At 29.1% G+C, this 21,516-nt stretch carries 16 protein-coding genes; 8 read left to right on the top strand and 8 right to left on the bottom strand.

Going from position 1 to position 21,516, the window contains the following annotated elements:
• Positions 1–46 precede the first annotated feature (46 nt).
• The 7 genes from LACAL_RS14130 to LACAL_RS14110 form a co-directional block, all read right to left on the bottom strand.
• Positions 47–898 (bottom strand): IS3 family transposase, encoded by an 852-nt coding sequence (locus LACAL_RS14130; protein ID WP_013871441.1) that lies wholly within the window; start codon positions 896–898, stop codon positions 47–49.
• A gap of 5 nt (positions 899–903) precedes the next feature.
• Positions 904–1,269 (bottom strand): transposase, encoded by a 366-nt coding sequence (locus LACAL_RS14125; RefSeq protein ID WP_013869214.1) that lies wholly within the window; start codon positions 1,267–1,269, stop codon positions 904–906.
• A 186-nt stretch (positions 1,270–1,455) separates the two neighbouring features.
• Positions 1,456–1,983, bottom strand: a complete 528-nt coding sequence (locus tag LACAL_RS14120) for an STM3941 family protein (protein ID WP_013871440.1) — start codon at positions 1,981–1,983, stop codon at positions 1,456–1,458.
• 96 nt (positions 1,984–2,079) lie between these two features.
• Complete coding sequence (locus LACAL_RS15240; protein WP_013871438.1) at positions 2,080–2,328, bottom strand: hypothetical protein; 249 nt, start codon at positions 2,326–2,328, stop codon at positions 2,080–2,082.
• Positions 2,329–2,625: 297 nt separating this feature from the next.
• Entirely contained in the window at positions 2,626–3,336 is a 711-nt protein-coding gene (locus LACAL_RS14115) for a hypothetical protein (protein ID WP_013871439.1), read from the bottom strand.
• Between the two features lie 86 nt (positions 3,337–3,422).
• Positions 3,423–3,671, bottom strand: a complete 249-nt coding sequence (locus LACAL_RS15235) for a hypothetical protein (protein WP_013871438.1) — start codon at positions 3,669–3,671, stop codon at positions 3,423–3,425.
• 461 nt (positions 3,672–4,132) lie between these two features.
• Positions 4,133–4,795 carry a DUF3885 domain-containing protein gene (locus LACAL_RS14110; protein ID WP_013871437.1) on the bottom strand — a complete coding sequence of 221 codons (663 nt, stop codon included), beginning with the start codon at positions 4,793–4,795 and terminating at the stop codon, positions 4,133–4,135.
• 616 nt (positions 4,796–5,411) lie between these two features.
• On the opposite strand from LACAL_RS14110, the gene LACAL_RS14105 reads away from it, so the two are divergent.
• Entirely contained in the window at positions 5,412–6,269 is an 858-nt protein-coding gene (locus tag LACAL_RS14105) for a phospholipase A (RefSeq protein WP_013871435.1), read from the top strand.
• A gap of 4 nt (positions 6,270–6,273) precedes the next feature.
• Here LACAL_RS14105 and LACAL_RS14100 read toward each other — a convergent pair whose 3' ends face one another.
• The gene (locus LACAL_RS14100; RefSeq protein WP_013871434.1) at positions 6,274–7,272 is read right to left on the bottom strand and encodes a metal-dependent hydrolase; all 999 of its coding nucleotides are present in this window, start codon (positions 7,270–7,272) and stop codon (positions 6,274–6,276) included.
• A gap of 130 nt (positions 7,273–7,402) precedes the next feature.
• Between LACAL_RS14100 and LACAL_RS15130 the strand changes: the two genes are divergently transcribed.
• The 7 genes from LACAL_RS15130 (at position 7,403) to LACAL_RS14065 (ending at position 21,516) form a co-directional block, all read left to right on the top strand.
• Positions 7,403–11,947 (top strand): PAS domain S-box protein, encoded by a 4,545-nt coding sequence (locus tag LACAL_RS15130; RefSeq protein ID WP_013871433.1) that lies wholly within the window; start codon positions 7,403–7,405, stop codon positions 11,945–11,947.
• 95 nt (positions 11,948–12,042) lie between these two features.
• Positions 12,043–12,411 (top strand): response regulator, encoded by a 369-nt coding sequence (locus LACAL_RS14090; protein ID WP_013871432.1) that lies wholly within the window; start codon positions 12,043–12,045, stop codon positions 12,409–12,411.
• A complete protein-coding gene (locus tag LACAL_RS15585; RefSeq protein WP_013871431.1) occupies positions 12,404–18,202 on the top strand; it encodes a PAS domain S-box protein in 5,799 nt (1,932 codons plus the stop codon). Before LACAL_RS14090 ends, LACAL_RS15585 begins: the two co-directional genes overlap by 8 nt.
• 202 nt (positions 18,203–18,404) lie before the next feature.
• The gene (locus LACAL_RS14080) at positions 18,405–18,818 is read left to right on the top strand and encodes a hypothetical protein (RefSeq protein WP_013871430.1); all 414 of its coding nucleotides are present in this window, start codon (positions 18,405–18,407) and stop codon (positions 18,816–18,818) included.
• 6 nt (positions 18,819–18,824) lie between these two features.
• A complete protein-coding gene (locus tag LACAL_RS14075) occupies positions 18,825–19,241 on the top strand; it encodes a hypothetical protein (RefSeq protein ID WP_013871429.1) in 417 nt (138 codons plus the stop codon).
• Positions 19,228–21,063, top strand: a complete 1,836-nt coding sequence (locus tag LACAL_RS14070; protein WP_013871428.1) for a PAS domain S-box protein — start codon at positions 19,228–19,230, stop codon at positions 21,061–21,063. The genes LACAL_RS14075 and LACAL_RS14070 overlap by 14 nt, the downstream gene beginning before the upstream one ends.
• A gap of 12 nt (positions 21,064–21,075) precedes the next feature.
• Complete coding sequence (locus tag LACAL_RS14065; protein ID WP_013871427.1) at positions 21,076–21,516, top strand: response regulator; 441 nt, start codon at positions 21,076–21,078, stop codon at positions 21,514–21,516.

Raw genomic sequence — 21,516 nt, 5'->3', positions numbered from 1 at the left:
TTGTTAAATGTCTTGTCCTGAAATATGGCTACAGGTTAAAATTGAATTAAGCTGATAATTTATATACCATATTAGGTGTTTTATAATCTAAAGATAAATGTAATCTTACTTCATTGTATATATTAATTGCATTTTTTGCAGCTCTTTTAGCGTGAGCCACGTTATCAAAGGTTTGGTCGAGATAAAATTCATCTTTTAATATGCCGTTTACGCGTTCAGCCAAGGCATTTTCATAACAATGATTTTCTTCAGTCATACTAATATCTATCTTTTTACTTTTAAGTATTTGGGTGTATTGATTGCTACAATACTGTATTCCTCTATCGGAATGATGAATAAGTTGTTTAATGTTTTTAGCTTGATAAATAGCTTTATTTAACGCTCTTACACATCCTTTTAGTTCCAAGCTATCACTAAGATCATAGCCAACAATTTTGCGAGAGTGCATATCTGTTATTAAAGCGAGATAACAAAAACCTTTAATAGTTCTTATGTATGTTATATCACTTACCCACACTTGATTTGGCCTTGTAATTTCCATATCTTTTATCAGGTTATTATATTTGTAAAAGCGATGATAAGAATTCGTTGTTCTGGCACTAGTTTTCTTTCTAAGAGTCAGCATTTGGTGTTTTCTAAGCACGTTAAACAAAGCATCTCTACCAACTTTTAAGTTAGCTTTGATAAAATCGTCTTTTAGTGATTTTTCGAGTTTACGCACGCCTTCTCTAGGAAGGGATTTACGTCTTTTACTTACAATTTCTATAATTTGTTGTTCTATTTTTAAACGTTTATCAGCTCTAGATTTGTATTTATAATACGCATCACGTTTAAGTCCAAAACAATTAACTATAGTTGATAAAGAAGCAAATCCCTTAGCTCTATTTCTAGTTTTAATAAAGGCTAGATATTGAGTTTTTTTTTAAGTTGCTGAACATTTTTATATCCTAATTTTTCAGCAGCTACTTCCAGGTAAGATTCTTCTACCATAGCATCGAGATCCTTTTTAAGCAGTAGCTTTTTAAGTTTTTCATTCTCTTTTTGTAGCGCTTTAATTCTAGATATTTCGTCTTTAGTTTCCACTTTTACTCTGGTGTTCATTAAGTCTTTACGATTGTATTTTTTAATCCACTCGTTTACAGTTGTAGGTGCAATAGAGTAGAGTTTACAAAGTTCGCTTTTTGTGTGTTTTCCGGTTGTAAGTTCGGCTAAAATTTTTAATTTAAAAGGTTCTGAATACCGTCTAATTACTTTGTCGTTTTTGTACATAATGTTTAAAATTATGTAGCCTTTATTCAGGACGGGTCATAATGAATGCCAACGTTGTTGTATATGGTTTGTTACGTGTATAAGCAACTAATTTAGCAAATAAAAACCGAATAGAAAGTCCGCGAGGACTTTCGTAAGTAGGCTATAACTAGCAATAAATTATATACGGTGTTGTAACACGTTTTTTTATTTTTTCCGTTTCTCAATTTGTTCCGAAATCAGTTTTTCTAATTCCGAGAAATTTATTCTCAATGAGTTCGAAATAATTGACAATGGTGAACCATAGATTCTATTATTCGCTTTCATTGCTTTTTTTGAAATAAAGTTCTTTGAACGTTCAATATATTTTTCTGGCTCAGAAGTCAAAACGACAATAACTTTTGCTGAACCTGTTCCCCAAGATTTTATTCCAGTTATATCTTTCCATTCTATAAGTCCAACACTTGTAGCGTTTGAGTTGTCAATAATTCCGTCATCATTTATAGTTAAACCTGCTTTTCTGCTAAAGACTTTTTTAGCTATAAAAACGAAACAAAGTCCAAAGAATAAAACTCCTGCTAGTCCACTTATAAAAACAATGTTTTTCGGATAACGAATAGATGCAAATCTTTCAGGTTCTAAAACTCCCCAAGCTCCACCAATAACAAATGCTAATGCGCCAATCATAATTAATATGATTTTCGTTTTGCTTAAAGGTATCTTAATTTCATTCATTTGCGGTAGTTTGGTCAAATGTGTTACAACGTTTATGTATACGAGTCGTACCGACTCATATCCAAAACTAAAGATAGTTTAAATAAATAAATTAGACTATCTAAAATAAAAAGACATGTAAGGTATGACTTGTATACGGCGTTCTGATAAGTTTTTTACAGCACATTCAGCTTTTAAGCTGTAACCAAAAAAACGTAGTTTAACAAATCCAGTACCAGATATGCTATAGAAGCACTCGTGAGATCGTGTGTTATTACCTTTATACCTTGTATAAGGGTAGTTGCACACGTGATGATTTATAAGGCATAAGAGCTCTGTATATAAGATAGCATTTGACTTTCTCATTTTTTTTTGCTATCTTAACTTAAGTCTTTAATACGTTAACAACGTTTAGAAATGCATTTCTACGATGCCAATCGTTAAAGACTTGCAAGTAAATTAACTTGTATACATCCCGTCTATATTCCTTCTAAATCACGAACGATTCCGTATTATTTGTTAAATTAATTAGAACGGTTTTGTATATGATACGTTGCGTAGTTTAGCACGTAATTTAGCAAATAAAAACCAGATAGAAAATCCGCGAGGATTTTCGTAAGTAGGCTAGTACTAGCAATGGATTATATACGTTGTTAGGCAACGTTATTTATAATATTCAATTCTTGCATTTATAAAAGATTCTGTTGAATCAATTCCCGTAGCTTTATATCTGATGCAGTTTTTTTTAGAATCATACTTAACACAATCATAAATACTTTCGCTAAAAATTTCTCCATCTTCAATAACAACGATTGAGTTTTTTACTATTTTTCCGTTATTCAATTCAGTAACATCTTTGATATTTGAGGAAAATCTATCGTAAACATTAAACTTAATCAAATTCCAATTTGAATCATATAAAAACTCTGTTATTTGGTAAGGAAACACACTGTATTTTAAATTTATTGAATCTGTTAAAGAGTTTCCTAAAGCTCTGTATTCAGATTGCATAATTAATTTTCTTTTTTTATTTAGTACGTTTTCAATTTTGGATTTACTTACAAATTCCCTTGAACCATTGAAATATGTTTTCGAAATCAAAAGGTTCTTTTCATCATAATTAAAAGAATGAAAATGTAATAAACCTTCGGACGAATACTGATTCTGTTCGGATATCATTCCATTTTCATTGAAGTAAAATTCATTATCAATGTAAAAGCTATTTTCATCTTCTTTTTCATTTTTTGTGTGTTCAAACTTTAGGCTTTTCACTTGTCCAGTCAATCCAATTTTTTCTAGGTCAGTTGTAGTATTTTTATTTTCTGAACAGCTAAATAATAAAATTGAAATTGCAAATATTTTAATGTAGTTCATTCGTCTTAATGTTGCCTAACGTTTATGTATACGAGTCGTACCGACTCATATCCAAAACTAAAGATAGTTTAAATAAATAAATTAGACTATCTAAAATAAAAAGACATGTAAGGTATGACTTGTATACGGCGTTCTGATAAGTTTTTTACAGCACATTCAGCTTTTAAGCTGTAACCAAAAAAACGTAGTTTAACAAATCCAGTACCAGATATGCTATAGAAGCACTCGTGAGATCGTGTGTTATTACCTTTATACCTTGTATAAGGGTAGTTGCACACGTGATGATTTATAAGGCATAAGAGCTCTGTATATAAGATAGCATTTGACTTTCTCATTTTTTTTTGCTATCTTAACTTAAGTCTTTAATACGTTAACAACGTTTAGAAATGCATTTCTACGATGCCAATCGTTAAAGACTTGCAAGTAAATTAACTTGTATACATCCCGTCTATATTCCTTCTAAATCACGAACGATTCCGTATTATTTGTTAAATTAATTAGAACCGCCGACGACTATGAGTTGTTTTTGGCGAAATCAAATATGACGAAGTTATTTGATTTCGTTAAAAATGACTTATAGGCAGAGTTCTTGTTTAGTGCGAAGCGAAGCTTTGCAGTCAACAAGAACTCTGCGGCTCGTCGGCGGTTCTGGTTAATGCAAGCGTAGCGCAGCATTAACCAGAACGGTCTCGTATAACCGTCAGTTACGGGTTAAAGTACGTAAATTTTTCGGTTTAGCACAGACGTTAGCAATTCCGAGTGGATTCGGACGTAGTCGAATCCGCCGTAATTGCGGTTATACATTGTTGGCAATAGTGATTTGTTCAAATTGTTTTTCCATTTCATCTCTTTGATTTTCCACTATCCAATTGTCAAATTTTATCAGGTTCTGTTTTAAGTCCGATATTTTGTCGCTGAACATTAAACAACCTCTGTCATCGTACATCCAAAACCATTTTTTAGTTCTCGGTTCAAAAAAATAAACAAGTTGATGAATGGTTGGTGAAAATCCCATTTCGGTATTCGCTATTCCATTAAATATTTCAGAGTATTTAATTTCATTTCTTTCCGCTTTGCAAATCGTTAATTTTCCTTTTTCTCGCTCAATATTGTCTTCGTGGTCAAAATATCTTGTCGCCAAATTTTCCGTAAACTGTTCGGTTTTTATGTTTTCCGATTTTAATAAGTCGTAAATGTGGTTTGGTGTCTGAGCAAACATATCGTCTCCGAAGTCGTAAATAATCAAATAAATTTCTGAATCTTCGTCAATGTGATTTTCAAATAATTCAGTCGCACGTTTTGTGGATTGATTTACTCGTTTTTTAGTTCCGTTTTCATATGGGTCACCGAGTTCAAATCGTAAATGATATTTTAGTCCACGCTCAATTGTATTAAAATCAGTCAAGTCAATTGCTGAATTCAGATATTCTAATTCTATTTCGAGGTTCTTTTTCATCATTATTGCCAACTATTATATATACCAAACATAATCATTTTTGTACCGGTTAGCAAACAAATTTGGCGGTATATACCAACTTTTATTAAAGTTTGTATATATTTTATTTTTGGCATGATATCGCAACTTTAAAAAAAAAATGTTTTTAAAGTTAAATATATAGTAATATTAAAATAAATCATAAATATGCTGTTTTAAAATAGGTTTAAAATGTTTTAAGTGTATTAAGTAGCTATTATTTAACAAAATGTTCTGGAGAATTTAAATCAATGGTAAAAGCGGGAAATTATAAATGATGCTATTTTATTTTTATTAAAATTTAATTACCCAAATTCTAAATTTAAAACTTATAATACAAGTAAAGGTTTGCTTAGCTAAAATGTAGATAGCAATTTAGTTTCAATAATAAAAAAGCTTGATTGACATAAGCAAACAAGTTAAATAAAACCATTATTTTAGCTTAAAATAATGGAACGAAGACTTAAATAATTAAAGGCTTAAAATATTAATAATAACAATAGATTAAGTTTAAATTTATACAAATTTGTACATTTCTTTAGTCTAGAGTGTTGTTTATTAGGATTTTAAACTTCTGTATTAGTAAGTAAATTGTAAAGTAATGAGAGACTTTTTAAAAAGTAAAAAAATAATAACAATAAGTAGTTTAATAGCTATGCTATTAATAACTTTAAATATTAATGCGCAAGCATTTACTAAAGAGGAGTTGCAAGATTCGATAGCAAAAACACCTTATTTTTCAATACATAAAGATAATTATTTCATAACAGGAGTTCCTACAAATAATGCCATAAACAGCAGTACAGCAAATGCAAAATACCAAATAAGCTTTAAGCAAATACTTACAAGAAGTAAATTACCTTGGGATACATATATATATTTAACATATACACAAAAATCTTTTTGGAATATTTATGAAGAGTCTTTTCCGTTTAAGGATATTAATTTTAATCCATCATTAGCTGTAGGAAAAATTATTTATGATAAAGATGAACGTTTAAAAGGTTTAGCAGTTGTTGCTTTCGAACATGAATCTAATGGAAGAGATAGTATTGCTTCAAGAAGTTGGAATCGATTAAGTTTAGAGTACACTACAAAAATTTTTAAAAACACAATAGCTAATGTTAAGGCTTGGGTACCATTTGGGTATCGAGATGGAAATCCAGAACTGTTAGAGTATGTAGGTTTGGGTGAAGTAAATTTAACACATACTATAAAACCAGATAAGTTTATATTTGATTTAAGGCTTAGAAAAGGTCTTAATTTACATGGCAAAGGCTCTGTTAGATCAAGATTATATTTTAATCCATTTAAACAAAATGTATCAAATCAATACATAATGTTAGAGTGGTTTGTTGGTCAAGCCGAAGGTTTATTAAACTACGAGCAATCTAGCAGTATGATAAGGTTAGGTTATGTAATTAGAACCAATGAGTTTAAATGGTTTAATGGTAAATAATGTATTAGTTTCCTTTTACACGTTTCCATAGGTTTTGCATAAGTTTTTTTGCATCACGTTTGTTTTTTTCTTGTTCTGTAAATGAAACAATTCCATTTTCATCTTTTTCAATTTTATATTTAAATACAAAAGCTTGTGATTCTGGTTCTAAATCTAAGAGGCCAAAACGCAAATCGTTATAAAATAAGCTATCATCTTTTTTAGAGATAGTGTACCAACCATTAGAAATTGCTATCATTTTTTGTACTTTCTTGTTTTTTTCAAGGTGTTTTATTAACTCATGGTTTTTATTGTAAGTATAAAAAGTAATAGGTTTTGTGTCAAAAAAAGAGTAATTAGCCAAAAGGTAATTGTTTTCGGTTTCTATATTAGCACTCCATAAAATGGTATTAAGTGGAGAAGGTCGAGTATCTATTTGTTTGTACTTAATATTTTGGTTTTGCAAAGCATTTTTAAATTCCTCAAGAGCTAAATGTTTAAAAATAAGTGTAGTACATAAATAAATTGAACTTATACTAAGACCTAGAATATTATAAAAATGCCTTTTTTTAGTATGTCGTTTATAAAACATTACAATAATTAAACAAAGTAAAAAAGGTAGTGTATATAAAGGGTCTATTACAAAAATGGTTTTAAAAGCTAGCCTAATGTCTAAAGGCCAAAATAGTTGGGTTCCCCAAGTAGTAAAAGCATCAAGAATTGGATGTGTTAAAAATGCCAAAAAAAATAATAGCGACCAAGACTTAAAATTCTTATAACGTTCATATTTATTCACAATCCATCCAAAAACAGGAGCAAATACAATAGAAAATAATACTGAATGAGTAAAACCACGATGTATAGCAAGTGCTGTAACCGTATCTGTAAAAAAAGAAGCAAATACATCTAAATCTGGTATTGTACCAGCAATAGCTCCGTATAGCAAAGCTTTATTGCCTATTTTTTTACCAAGTACAACTTCGCCAACACTGGCACCTAATATAATTTGAGTAAGTGAATCCATAATAGTGGCGAATGTAGTAATTACTGTAGATTTTAGTTTATCATAAATCCTTTTTTATACTATTTACAATAATCATATTGGGAGTTTATAAATAAACACTTATCTTGTTAAGACCTCTAACGCTATCTTTATGAGTATTTACCTAACAATACTATTAGAATTTTTACTTTTATCATCTAGTATTTTAATACTATTTGAATTTAGACACAAAATAGGTTTAGCACCATTATATTTAATATTAGGAGCTATACAATACCTGCAAGCTTTCTCAGGAAAAATTATAAGTTTTAATTTATTGGGAGACGTAGCAACTTATCCTAATTCTAAAGTTCTTTTTTGTTCGGTTTTATTTGCTTTACTACTTGTATATATTAAAGAAGGCGTAAGTAGCACAAGAACATTAATTCTAGGTATAATAATTTCCAATTTTTTTCTCTCTATTTTGTTTAGTGTTTCGTACACACAAGAATTATATTCTACAGGATTCGATAAGGTAGAATCGTCTGTGTTTTTTATGAATCAAAGGTTTGTAATTTCTGGAACTTTAGTGCTTCTTTTAGACTTTTTATTAATAATAACTGCCTATCAAACTTTAGTTTCAAAATTTAGCAAACTAAATTATTTTGTAATTCTATTTCTTTCGCTACTCTTTGTTTTAGTTTTTGATGTATCACTTTTAAATGTATTATTTAATTACGGTTCGCAAAGTTTCAATACAGCTTTATCAAATAATATTTTAGGAGTTTTAATAACAGCAACATTATTTGCATTAGTATTATATATTTATATAAAATATAAAGGCAAACAAAAAAACAAGGCAAGTTTTATTGCAGGTCAAAATAGAGATGTTTTTTCAATATTACGTTACCAATCAACATATAAAAATGCTTATGTAAAAAATGAATTAGAAACACAATTAATATCTACATTAAACAGCATATCAGATGGTTTTGTGTCTTTAGATTCTAACTGGTGTTACACTTATTTAAATGATAAGGCTGTAGAATATATAGGTAGAAGTAGAGAAAGTTTAATAGGTAAAAACATGTGGGAAGAATTCCCGGAAGGTGTTGGTTCTAATTTTTATAAAACATATAAAAAAGCTTTTAGTACACAGGAGACACAATATTTTGAGGATTATTATCAAGGTTTAGATAAATGGTTTGAAAACAGAATATACCCATCTTCTAATGGTTTAGCAATATATTTTACAGATATAACCGAAAAGAAAAAACAAGATAAACAAAACCAAATGTTACTCTCGTTAGTAGAAACAAGCGACGAGTTTATTGGTTTGGCATCATTAAAAGGTGAACCAATATATTTAAATACAAAAGGTAGAGCATTAGTTGGGCTTGAAAAAGATGAAGTACTGCCAAATTCAATTTCAGATTTTTTCCCAAAAGAATATAATAAAGTAATAGAAAATGAACACATGCCTGCTATAGAAAAAGAAGGTAAGTGGTATGGTGAAGCAAATTTTAAAAACTTTAAAACCAATAATTTGTTACCTATTGAAATGTCTGGGTTTGCTATAAAAGATAGTAAAACACAACAACCAATTGCATTAGGCGTAGTGGCATCAAACATAAAAAAAAGAAAAGAATCAGAATCTAAAATAAAAAATATACAACAAAAATTACAAGCAGCAGTAAGAATAGGGAATATAGGTTACTGGAGTTGGGACATTGTAAAAGACGAGGTTTTTTGGTCAGATATACTCTATGAAATTTACGATGTAGATATAAATAAAAAACTTAATTACGAAACAGTATTAAGTAGAGTTCATCCAGATGATAAAGCATTTCATGAAGAAATAACAAAAAATAGAATAAATAATAAAAGCACAGAACCTTTTGAATATAAAGTACTAAGGCAGGATAATACCATTAGATATGTAATGGTACAAATGGAAGTAATAGTTAACGAAATGAATAAAGCTATAATGTTTCAGGGAACAGTTATAGATATTACAGAAAGAAAAGCTGCCGAAGAGAAACTAAGAGATAGCGAGCTTTTATTTAGAGGTTTAACACATGGAGCTCCTGTAGCAATGTTTAAAACTAATAAAGAAGGAGAATGCATATTTGTTAATGATGGTTGGATTAAATATTCTGGATTAACCTACCAACAATCTCTAGGTTACGGTTGGACAGATTCAATACATCCAGATGATAAAGATCGAATTTTAAGCGGTTGGCACCAAGCATTAAAAAATAAAGAAGATTACTTAACAGATTTAAGATTTGTAAATAAAAAAGACGAAATTCTTTGGTTTACATCCAAGTCTGCAGCACTGTTTGATGATAATAAGCAATTTCAAGGCTACGTTGGTTTATTAATAGATATTACTGAAAGAAAAGCTGCCGAAGAAAAATTAATAAAAAGCGAACATCTATTTAAAAGGTTAACATCTAAAGCACCAGCTGGAATATTTCAAACAGACGCTAATGGTTATTGTAACTATGTAAATGAAAGATGGATAGAATATGCAGGCATAGATTATAATGAAGCAATGGGATATGGTTGGGCAGACGCTATACATCCAGATGATAGAGAAAGAATTACCATTGAGTGGGAAGCTTATATGAAATCCAGTAGTAAAGAACTTGAAACATCTTTTAGATTTAAACATAAAAATGGTAAAATTACCTGGGTATCTGTAAAAACAGTAGGAACTTTTGATTCTAAAAATAACATTAATGGCTATATAGGTATGGCCTTAGATGTTACAGATAGAAAAATAGCCGAAGAAAAACTTATTAATAGCGAAAAACTATTTAGAGAATTAACCTCAAATGCACCAGTAGGAATTTTTAAAATGGATTTAGACGGCACATGTAACTATGTTAATGCAACATGGGTAAAATATGCAGACATGTCATATAATGATGCTATGGGCTTTGGTTGGACCCAAGCAATCCATCCAGAAGATAGAGATAGAGTTCTACAAAGCTGGATGAAAGCTGTATCGCTAAAAAAAAATTACTATGTAGACCTTAGGTTTAAAAATAAAAAAGGGAAAATAACATGGCTTTCAGTTAGTGCAGTTAGAACCTTTAATGCTAATAATAAATTGTACGGTTATATAGGTGTAGCTTTAGATGTAACTACAAAAAAGAATAACGAAAAATTAGAAATAAAACACAAACAATACCTAAACAACATAATTAATAATATAGGAGATCCCGTTTTTGTTAAAGATGAAAACAGTAAGTTAATACTTGTAAATAATGCATTGTGTTCACTATTTAATTTACCAAGAGAACAAATATTAGGTAAAACACTAACCGAAAAAGTACCGTACGAAGAAAGAGAAAGATTTCTTGAGATAGATAAACAAGTTTTAGCAACAGGTGTCGAAAATGTTAATGAAGAAACAGTAAGCCTTAATAATCAAATAATAAGAACACTATCCGTTAAAAAAACCAGATATATAGACGTTAGTAATAAAAAACTCCTTATTGGTGTAATTAGAGATATAACAGAAAGAAAAAAAGATGAAATAAAAATTAAAGAAAGTCAAGAAAAGTTTTTAAAAGTATTTCAATCTAGTGCCATAGGCTATTCAATAATTAATATGGATCAAATTAGAATAGATGTTAATGAAGCATTGGCTGGAATGTTAGAAACTACTAGAGAGCACTTAATAGGAAACAAACTAGAAGACCCAACAGTAGAGATTATAGATGCTAAATATTACGAGCAAAAAGATAAATTATTTAAAAAAATGATGACACAAGGTTTCTTGTCTAACGAAAAACTAACAAGAACCTTAGTAAGCGGAAAAAAAATAAGCCTTTTAGTTTCTGTCGAAGCTATAGAAATAGGAGGAGAACCTCATGCACTATTTGCGGTGATAGATAATACAGAGAAACAAAAATCAGAATTAGAACTTGAAATATATAGAAACAAATTAGAAGATTTAGTAGAGTTAAGAACATTAGAATTAGAAAAAGAAAAAGAAAAAGCACAATCTGCAGATTTAATGAAATCTGCTTTCTTGGCAACCATGTCTCATGAGTTACGTACACCTATGAATTCTATAATAGGCTTTACAGGTATATTATTAAAACAATTGGCAGGTCCTTTAAACGATGAGCAAAAAAAGCAACTCACAATGGTTAAAAGCAGTGGCGAAAGTTTGTTAAGTTTAATAAACGATATTTTAGATGTATCAAAAATTGAAGCAGGTAAATTAAACGTAGCATACAGTGCATTTAAATATTTAGAAATATTAGAAAAAACAATAGCCTTTTTAACACCACAAGCAGAAAAAAAAGGATTGAAAATTAAAACTGAAATTTCAAACTTTGATATTGTTATAGAAAGTGACGAAAGGCGCGTAGAGCAAATATTACTAAACCTAATTTCTAACGCAATAAAGTTTTCAAATAAAGGTATAATATCTATAAAAGTTAAACTAGAAGGTAATTTTGTTATTACTAAAATTATAGACCAAGGTATTGGTATAGAAGCAAAACATATTAAAACACTCTTCGAGCCTTTTGTACAATTAGAAGCAGGACTTAGCAGGCGACATGAAGGTACAGGATTAGGTTTATCTATAAGTAAAAGTTTAGTCGAAAAACTTGGAGGAGAGATACTTGTAAAAAGTCAATTAGGTGAAGGCAGCACATTTACCTTTAAATTACCTTTAAAAAGTAAAAAATAACAGAATAATAATGAAAATTGTATCTTTTTAATACAAACATTTTAATATATTTAACGGTGCTGTGTTGATTGTTGATATATTAATATATAAAGTACATGAAACCAACCGTTTTAATAATTGAAGATAATGAGCAAAACATGTATATGTTAGCTTACTTACTTGCCAGTAAAGGTTTTGAAGTCTCTAAAGCCTTTAATGGTAAAGACGGTATAGAATTAGCAAAAAAAAACCAACCAAATCTAATTTTAATGGACATTCAATTACCAGACATGGATGGATACCAAATATGCTCAGCATTAAGAAATAATGGTTTGCCTAAATCTACTGTTATTATAGCAGTAACTTCTTATGCTATGAGTGGCGATAGAGAGAAAGCTTTAAAATCTGGAGCTAATGGATATATAGAAAAGCCTATAAATCCAGAGACATTTATACAACAAATGGAAGATATCTATTATGAATAAAAAAAATACAAAAACCATACTGTTAGTAGATGACACCTTTGAAAATAGATATTTACTAAGAGCAATATTATTAGAAGCTGGATATGCAATTATAGAAGCAAAAGAAGGAAAAGAAGGCTTAGAGAAACTTCAAAAATGTAATATAGATTTAATAATATCAGATATTTTAATGCCAGTAATGGATGGCTATTTGTTTTGTCAAGCATGTAAAAACGACGAAACATATAGAGAAATACCTTTTATTTTTTATACCTCTACTTATACCGAAAAACCAGACGAAGATTTAGCATTAAAAATAGGAGCAACTCGCTTTTTACGTAAACCTAATGATCAAAATAAATTATTAAGTACAATAGAAAAAATATTTAAAAATAATACACCTAAAAACAAAGCAACAGATAAAGAGAAAATAACAGAAGAAGAGGTTTTAAAATTTTTTAGCGAAAGGCTAATAAGTAAACTAGAACAAAAAAATATAGACCTTAAAAAGGAAGTTTTAGAAAAAGATAAAGCAGAGCAATTATTACTTCATGAAAACGAAGTTCTTGAACTATTAGCAGTAAACACGCCACTAAAAAAAGTATTCGATAGGTTGCTTTTAAATTATGAGTCTATACACCCAAACACCTATGGTTCTTTAAGCCTTTTAGATGATGATAGTAAACTTTTAAGCACATTTTCTTCACCATCATTGCCAAAAGGATATACTAAGCATATTAAAAACTTAAAAATAGGAAAAAACGTAGGCTCTTGTGGAACATCAGCATATCTAAAAAAACCAGTAATTGTTTCTAATATACCAGAAGATAAACTGTGGGAAGACTATAAAGATATTGCAGCAAAATTTAATTTAAAATCATGCTGGTCGTTACCTATTTTGTCAAAAGATAATAAAGTATATGGTACGTTTGCAATCTATACAAAATCTGTAAACACACCATCTTTAGAAGACATAAAAGAACTTAATTTTGCAGTAAACTTAGCCAAAATAGCAATAGAAAAAACTAAGGCTATTGAAGAGGTAAAGCAAAAAGACGAATATTATAGAAATTTAATAGACCAAACTAACGATGCTATAATTACATACAAACAAGATGGTGTAATATACGATTTTAATAAAGCGACTTATAAAAATTTAGGTTATACTCTAAAAGAGTTTTCAAAACTTAAAATCCAAGACATTGTAGTAGATCAAGTATTTCAAGACCCTATAGTAAACAAAGATTTAGGAGAAGGAAAACCAGTAGTATTAATAAAAAAGTTTAGACATAAAAAAGGCCATTTATTAGATGCCGAAATTTCTGCAAGAAAACAAAAATCTGGTTATATATTAGGGGTTGTAAGAGATATAACAGAGCGTCAACAACACCTAAAAGAAATAAAAAAAGAAAAAGAGTTTACTTCAAACCTTTTAGATACTATGCGAGAAGGCTTGTACGCAATAGATCTAGATTCTAAAATTATAAGAGTAAATCCTTCATTTTGTAAAATGACGGGTTTCACAAAAAACGAACTTTTAGGAGTTAAACGTCCATACCCATTTTCTCCACCAGAATTAAAAAAAGAAAATGATATAAGGTATAAGTTACTAAAACAAGATAAAAACTTAACAGATTACGAAAACATATACCAACGTAAAAATGGCGAAAAATTCCCAGTACATATTTTAGTCTCTAGACTAGATGATGAGCAAGGAAATAAAGTAGCTAATTTTGCAACAGTACAAGATATTACACTTCGTAAAAAGGCAGAAAAAGAACTGCAGGAAAGCGAGTTTAGATTAAAACAATCTCAAAAAGTAGGTAACATTGGTTCTATAGTAGTAGATTTTGAAACTATGGAATTTGAGTCGTCTAAAATATTCGACAATATCCTTGGTGTAGATAAAAACTTTGTAAAAACAGTAGAAAATTACAATAAACATATTCATCTTGAAGATATAAATGAAATTTTTGGAGCCTTACAGCAAGCCATAAAATATAACAAAAAATTTGACAAAGAATACAGGATCATTAGACCTGTAGATAAAAAAGAAATTTGGGTACATAGTATAGCCGAAAGTATTTTTGATGATAATGGTAATCCTGTAAAATTAATAGGAACGTTACAAGACATTACAGAGCGTAAACAAATACAAATTAAACTAGAGGAAGACGAGTTTAGGTTAAGGCAATCTCAGGAAGTTGGTAATATTGGTTCAATAACTGTAGACCTCACAACAAATACTTGGCAAACAACAGACGTTCTTGATAAAATTTTTGGTATACCAAAAGACTACAACAAAACTCTAGATAACTGGGCGAAATTAATTCATCCAGAAGATAGAGAAGAGTTAGTTGCCTATCTAAATAGTTGTATAAAAAACTACAAGCAATTTAATAAAGAGTATAGAGTAATAAGACATAACGACAAAAAAGTAGTCTGGTTATATGGTATTGCCGAAACAGTTTTTGATGAAGAGGCAAAGCCAGTTAAAATGATTGGTACAATACAAGATGTTACAAGTCGTAAAGAGTCAGAAATTAAATTAAAAGAAAATGAAAAATCCCTAATTGTAGCCCAAGATATAGCTAAAATTGGGAGTTTTAATCTAGACTTGTTAAAAAAAGAAGCCGAAACATCAATAACGTTTAGTAATATAATAGGAGTTAAAAAAGGCTTAAAAATACCATTTAGTTTATGGCAAAACATAGTTGTTCCAGAGCATAAAGCAATGGTAAAAAATCAAATGTTAGAGTGTATTAAAAATGCTAAAACATTCGATTTAGAATATAAAATTTTAACAGAAAATAATAAACAAGAAAAATGGGTTCATGGCCTTGGAGAAATAGTCTATAATAAAAAAGAGGCAACTAATTTTATAGGCACAATTCAAGATATAACAGAGCGTAAAAAAGCCGAAAACGATATTAAAAGCGCCAAAGAGTTTAACGATAGGCTCATTATGGCAATGCAAGAAGGACTTTTAATAGTAGATTTAAAAGGCGAAATATTAATGGCAAATAAGTCTAGTTGCGACATTCTTGGTTATACAAATGAAGAGCTAATAGGTATGGAGATGCCATATCCATTTGCTAGAATAGAAGATTTTGAAAAAATATCTAATATTATTCAAAGTTTGGTTGAAGGTGAAATACCTCTGTTTCAATTAGAACTAATTAGAAAAAATGGAGAACAATTTTTAGCTTCATTTTTAGCAGGAAATATAAAAAATGACAAAGATGAGGTCATCGCATTGTTTGGTACAATGAAAGATATTTCCGAAGAAGAAAAAAATAAAAAAATACTAAGAGAAAACGCTAAAAAATCAAAACAAAAAAAGGAAGTAATATTAGAACTGGCAAAGCTTGTAGGAAAAGATTTAAAAACCTCACTAAATAAAATAACAAAACTCGCGGCACAAACATTAGATGTTGGCAGAGTAAACATTTGGAGCTACAATAAAGATAATGTAGAATTTTATTGCGAAAAAAATTACGATTTAGAAACAAATAAATATACAAAAGGCGATATAGTAGACTTAACCGTACATTCAGCTTACTTAGAGCAATTAAAAGCCGAAAAAACAATTATTGTAAACGACGTTTTAACAAACCCAATAACAAAAGACTCTGCACAAGAGTATTTTATACCAAATAAAATTAAATCCATGATGGATGTTTTCATAAACACAGCAAATGGTTTTTATGGTGTATTAAGTTTCGAGCAAACAAAAACAATAAAAGAATGGACGGCAGATGAGCAGGAATTTGCAAGTTCCATAGCAAACATAGTGTCTTTAATGATTGAGAGCAATCAAAGAAAAATTGCTGAAGACGAATTAATTATCGAGAAAGAATTTTCAGACGAGTTATTAAGCTCGCTTCAAGAAGGACTTTCTGTAGTAAACACTAATGGTGTACATATAAAAGTAAATCCAGCACTGTGTAGAATGACAGGGTTTACAGAAGAAGAACTAATAGGTATTAAAGCACCATTTCCTTATTGGCCACCAGAAGAGTATAAAAACATATATAATATTTTAGAAAACCCATTAGATAATATTGGAAAAACCATTCAATTAAAACTAATGAGAAAAGAAGGAGAACGTTTTCCTGCTGTTTTAGCTATATCTGCCATAAAAGATAAAAATGGAGAATTAATTGCCTTATTTTCTACTATAAACGATGTGACTAAAAATGTTGAAAGAGAAAATGAATTAAAAGAAAGAGCTTTAAAATCAAATATTAGAAAAAATACCATAATAGAACTCGCTAATTCAATAGGTGAAGATTTTAACGAGTCTCTAAAAAAAATAGCCATTACATCTGCTAAAGCAATGGATGTTGCAATGGTTACCATTTGGGAATATAAAGACCGTAAAACGCAATTACTAAGTAAAGTTTTCTATAATTTAATAGAAGATAAATTTGAAGCAAACAAAGTATTAGTTACAAAACGAAAATACCCTAAATATTTTGAAGCATTCGAGGAAAAATCCAGTCTAAATATATCAGATGTTGTTAATAATCCAATTACAAGCGCATTTACAGATGAATTTTATAACTATAATAAAATTTTATCAAGATTAGACGTTGTTGTTTATGGTAGAAATGAAGATTATGGTATAATAAGTTTTGAGTGTACAGTACCAAATAGAGTATTTACACCAGACGAAGAAAGTTTTGCGCTCTCAATAGCAAGTCTTGTATCACTTATGGTTGAAAGTAAAGAACGTATAATAGCAGAACGTGGTATTGTACAAACCAACCAGTTGCTGGTAGAAGCAAATAAAGAGTTAAATCAATTACGAGATCAATTAGAACAAGAAAACGTTTACCTTAGAAATGAGTTAGATCTTGTTTTTAATTTTGAAGAAATGGTTTATGGTAGTGTTGAGTTTAGTAATGTTTTAACTGAAATTGAAAAAGTAGCACCAACAGATGCTACAGTACTTTTATTAGGAGAATCTGGTACAGGTAAAGAGTTATTAGCAAGAGCAATACACAATATAGGTTCTAGAAATAAAAAACCATTAATAAAAGTAAACTGTTCTGCAATACCAAGAGAGTTAATAGAAAGTGAATTGTTTGGGCACAAAAAAGGATCTTTTACAGGAGCATTTAGTGACAAAATAGGAAAGTTTGAATTAGCACATGAAGGAACTTTATTTTTAGATGAAATAGGAGAATTACCACTAGATATGCAACCTAAAATTTTAAGATTTTTACAAGAAGGAGAAATTGAAGTTGTTGGTGGTGCTAACGTAAAAAAATTAAACGTTAGAGTAATAGCTGCAACAAATAGAAATCTTGAAGAAGAAGTTAAAAAGAAACAATTTAGAGAAGATTTGTATTTTAGGCTAAACGTTTTTCCTATAGCAGTACCACCGCTAAGAGAAAGAAAAGACGATATACCGTTATTAGTAGAACATTTTGTAGATAAATTTAATAAGGCTTATGGTAAAAACATAAAATTTATTGCAGACGAGTCTATGAGTAAACTAAAAGCCTATAATTGGCCAGGTAATATAAGGGAATTAGAAAACTTAATAGAGCGAGCTTCAATATTATCTACAAGTGAAACATTACTAATACCAGGTTTTGAATCTACTGTACAAAACTCAAAAACCATTAACGAAAAAGATTTTTCTTTAGATACGGCACAACGTAACCATATTCTTCAGGTTTTAGAAAAATGTAATTGGAAAATTAGTGGAGAAAACAGTGCTTCAGAATTGCTAAAATTAAAGCCTAGTACATTAAGAGATAGAATGTCAAAACTTGACATAAAAAAAAGCAATAAAAAGTAACGGTATTCCGTGTCTGCCTTTTTTTGCAACTATCTAATTCACGGTATTTCGTGGATTTTAAAACTGTGATTTTTCTTACTTATTTTTTTAAATACCTATTTATCAGGTGTTTGTGATTATTTTTTTAAGTAATTATTTTTTTGGCACATCAATTGGATTGGTGTTTATCCCAAATCATAATTAATAAAAAACATTACAAACTATGAACAACATTATCCAATTTAATGGTATTGAATTTTACGTAAACAGAGAAGTTATTTTATGCAAAATCTATCCAAGCTTTTTTACAAGCTATAATGAGCATGATATAGAAGAGATTTTCTACAATGCAGTTAGTATTCTAAATTTTAGAAACGATATGCCTCTTTTATTAAACCTGGATCAAGTTAGTAGTTTAAATGCTGTAAACATTTTTAGACTAATCTCTAATAGTGCAGCAATAAATGCGCTTAACTTTTCTAGAATTTTTATCTCACGCTCACAAGGCTTAAAATCAATCTTTTCATATAGAGGTTCTTTAGGAGATCAAAATATTGTAGTAGAACCATATTCAGAAAATAGCTTGGCCATTGTATATGCCGAGAATAAAAGTAGAGTGTTTAATAAATTAAACTAAACCGCCATGAGTAAAATGATAGGATTTAATAATGCAATGTTTTGGACAGACGAAGCCAATATATTGTATTGTGAATTTAATAATGACGATGCTGGAGCAAAACTAGAGTTAAGCTTGCTAAAATCTTATATCGCTGCAATCATAAAATTATGTAATGGTAAAGCCATGCCATTTATTATAGACCTAAAAGGTGCACGCGGTACTTTTTCTATAGCAGCAGCTAAATATTTAGCCTCTAATCCAGAATTAGAAAAATTAAAAATCTCAGAATCCTATATAAGTAATACCATTGGCACAAAACTATTAATAGGCTTTTATAAACGGCTGTATGATCCCATTACACCATTTGGTGTATTTAAAGATATCGCAGCAGCTAAAAAACATTCTCTAGCAATAAAAAATAATTTATATGAAAGCAACTAACTATAACTTACCATATTTACAAGACACTACTATTTTAGATGTTATTGGCGAACAATCCATTTATGCCATGATAGATAAATTTGGTAGAGTAGAATATGCTAATGCAAATATGTGTAAACTTTTAGGTTATAGTGAGAATGAGCTTTTAGGAGAACCATTAAAACTTTTAGAATCTCCATTACACAGCGGCTTGGTTTATAAAACACTTTGGAAAACAATAAAATCTAAAGAAAAATGGAATGGCGAATTAAAAGCAAAAGACCATTATAATAATGATTTATGGTTAGACACAACAGTTATACCTGTAGATAAAGAAAGCAAACTCGTATATTTAGTTATATGTAAAGATAATACAAAGCTTAAATTACAAAATAAAGAACTTATAGCAGAAAGAAATAAAAACAATATGTTTTTAAAAAGCATTCCTTTTCGTATTTTCTCTATAAGTAAATTTGGTAAAATTTTAAAAGTAAATAAAGACTTTTGGGAAGAAGAAGTTAATGATATTATAGATACTTATATCTACGATTATATTGGCTTTAATTGTTACGAAGAATTTAAAAATAATATCTACGAATCTTTTAAAAGTAAAAAGGCAAGACAATTTGATTTTTTCGACTTTGATTTTAAAGGTGCAAAATCTTTTTACTCATCTATTGTTTCTCCTAATTTTAATGCGCTAGGCGAAGTAGATTCTCTAACCTTGTGCATTAATGACGTTACAGAGTTTAAAGAATTAGATAAAGAAGTTGAAGAAAAAGAAGCAAAATATAGATTAATTTATAAATCTATTGATGTGGGTATAATTGTGGTAGCAGATCACGAAGGCAAAATTAGAGAATGGAATAGAGGTGCAGAATTAGCTTTTGGTTACACCGAAAAAGAAATATTAGGTAGACCATTAGCTGTTTTAACATCTAAAACCTATAGAGAATCAAGCATAAAAGAATTAGCAAATGCAGTAAAATTACTTAAAAACAATAAACAAGTAGATATTATAGAAATGCAATGCCTTAAAAAAAATGGTAAAGAATTTCCTGTAGAGTTTACTTTTAGTAGCTTAACATTTAACGGTAAAATGTCTTATTGCGCCATGATGTTAGATGTTAGTGATCGTAAAAACTTAAAAGAAAAACTAAAACAAAAAACCGAAGATTTAGAACTGTTTTTATACCGTTCTGCTCACGATCTTCGAGCGCCATTTGCTTCTGCTAAAGGATTAATTAATTTATTAAAAGACGAAACAGATATTAACCACGCACAAGATATTGTGCATATGCTAGATACAACTATAGATAATGGTAGAAACCTGTCCAACAATCTACTAGAGGCGTCTATGATTACTGCAAAAAAATCAGAATTTAAAAGAATAAACTTTACACAAATAATAAATAAAGTATTAAGAAAATTAAGCTGTGATAAAGTAAGTAGTACAATAGATTTTAATGTAGATGTTAATATAGAAAGAACATTTAAGTCTAAACCAGAGTTAATAGTCTCTATATTTAATAACTTAATTGAAAATGCAATAAAATACTCAAGACCATTAGCGCCAACACACAAACCTAATATAGATATTTTAGTTAATACAAACAGTAAAGGAGTAGAAATTGAAATTTATGACAATGGTATTGGTATAAATAGTAGAGATATTAATAAAATATTTAATTTATATTACAAGTCAAATTCAGATACGGTACCAGGAAGTGGCTTAGGCTTATATATAGTAAAAAGTATAGTTGAAGGTTTAAAAGGTGAAATACAAGTTAAAAGTGAAGTTAATTACGGCACACGTTTTAAAATGTTTTTACCTTTTAATTAAAATATTTATGTTATGATAGTAAACTTAATGTTAATAGATGATAATAAAATAGATTTATTTATAAATCAAAAAATTATCGAAAAAGAATCTGCACTATGTAATATAGAAGCTTTTACAAGTGCAAATTCAGCAATGAAATATCTAAAAATTTTAGAAAATGTTATGGATTATAATACGTTTAGTAAGCCAGACATAATTTTCTTGGATATTAATATGCCAGACATGAGCGGATTTCAGTTTCTAGAAGCTTTTAAAGCGCTTAATATTGAAAATAAAAGTTCAATTAAAATTTATATGTTGTCTTCTTCAGTAAATATAATAGATATTCAAAAAGTTAAAAATGAAGAATCTTGTATTGGGTTTATAAATAAACCATTAACAAAAGAAACAATAAAAAGTGTTTTCAATAATTATAAATTAGAAAAAGAAAATAATTTTCAGGAAAACATTTAA

This window comes from Lacinutrix sp. 5H-3-7-4, from assembly GCF_000211855.2.
Classification (GTDB): domain Bacteria; phylum Bacteroidota; class Bacteroidia; order Flavobacteriales; family Flavobacteriaceae; genus Lacinutrix.
This window is presented reverse-complemented; position numbering and strand designations above follow the sequence as displayed.

Excerpts from the sequence above, each read along its gene's own strand:
- LACAL_RS14125 (WP_013869214.1), bottom strand. The coding sequence starts at position 1,269 with ATGTACAAAAACGACAAAGTAATTAGACGGTATTCAGAACCTTTTAAA.
- LACAL_RS14120 (WP_013871440.1), bottom strand. The coding sequence starts at position 1,983 with ATGAATGAAATTAAGATACCTTTAAGCAAAACGAAAATCATATTAATT.
- LACAL_RS15240 (WP_013871438.1), bottom strand. The coding sequence starts at position 2,328 with ATGAGAAAGTCAAATGCTATCTTATATACAGAGCTCTTATGCCTTATA.
- LACAL_RS14115 (WP_013871439.1), bottom strand. The coding sequence starts at position 3,336 with ATGAACTACATTAAAATATTTGCAATTTCAATTTTATTATTTAGCTGT.
- LACAL_RS15235 (WP_013871438.1), bottom strand. The coding sequence starts at position 3,671 with ATGAGAAAGTCAAATGCTATCTTATATACAGAGCTCTTATGCCTTATA.
- LACAL_RS14110 (WP_013871437.1), bottom strand. The coding sequence starts at position 4,795 with ATGATGAAAAAGAACCTCGAAATAGAATTAGAATATCTGAATTCAGCA.
- LACAL_RS14105 (WP_013871435.1), top strand. The coding sequence starts at position 5,412 with ATGAGAGACTTTTTAAAAAGTAAAAAAATAATAACAATAAGTAGTTTA.
- LACAL_RS14100 (WP_013871434.1), bottom strand. The coding sequence starts at position 7,272 with ATGGATTCACTTACTCAAATTATATTAGGTGCCAGTGTTGGCGAAGTT.
- LACAL_RS15130 (WP_013871433.1), top strand. The coding sequence starts at position 7,403 with ATGAGTATTTACCTAACAATACTATTAGAATTTTTACTTTTATCATCT.
- LACAL_RS14090 (WP_013871432.1), top strand. The coding sequence starts at position 12,043 with ATGAAACCAACCGTTTTAATAATTGAAGATAATGAGCAAAACATGTAT.
- LACAL_RS15585 (WP_013871431.1), top strand. The coding sequence starts at position 12,404 with ATGAATAAAAAAAATACAAAAACCATACTGTTAGTAGATGACACCTTT.
- LACAL_RS14080 (WP_013871430.1), top strand. The coding sequence starts at position 18,405 with ATGAACAACATTATCCAATTTAATGGTATTGAATTTTACGTAAACAGA.
- LACAL_RS14075 (WP_013871429.1), top strand. The coding sequence starts at position 18,825 with ATGAGTAAAATGATAGGATTTAATAATGCAATGTTTTGGACAGACGAA.
- LACAL_RS14070 (WP_013871428.1), top strand. The coding sequence starts at position 19,228 with ATGAAAGCAACTAACTATAACTTACCATATTTACAAGACACTACTATT.
- LACAL_RS14065 (WP_013871427.1), top strand. The coding sequence starts at position 21,076 with ATGATAGTAAACTTAATGTTAATAGATGATAATAAAATAGATTTATTT.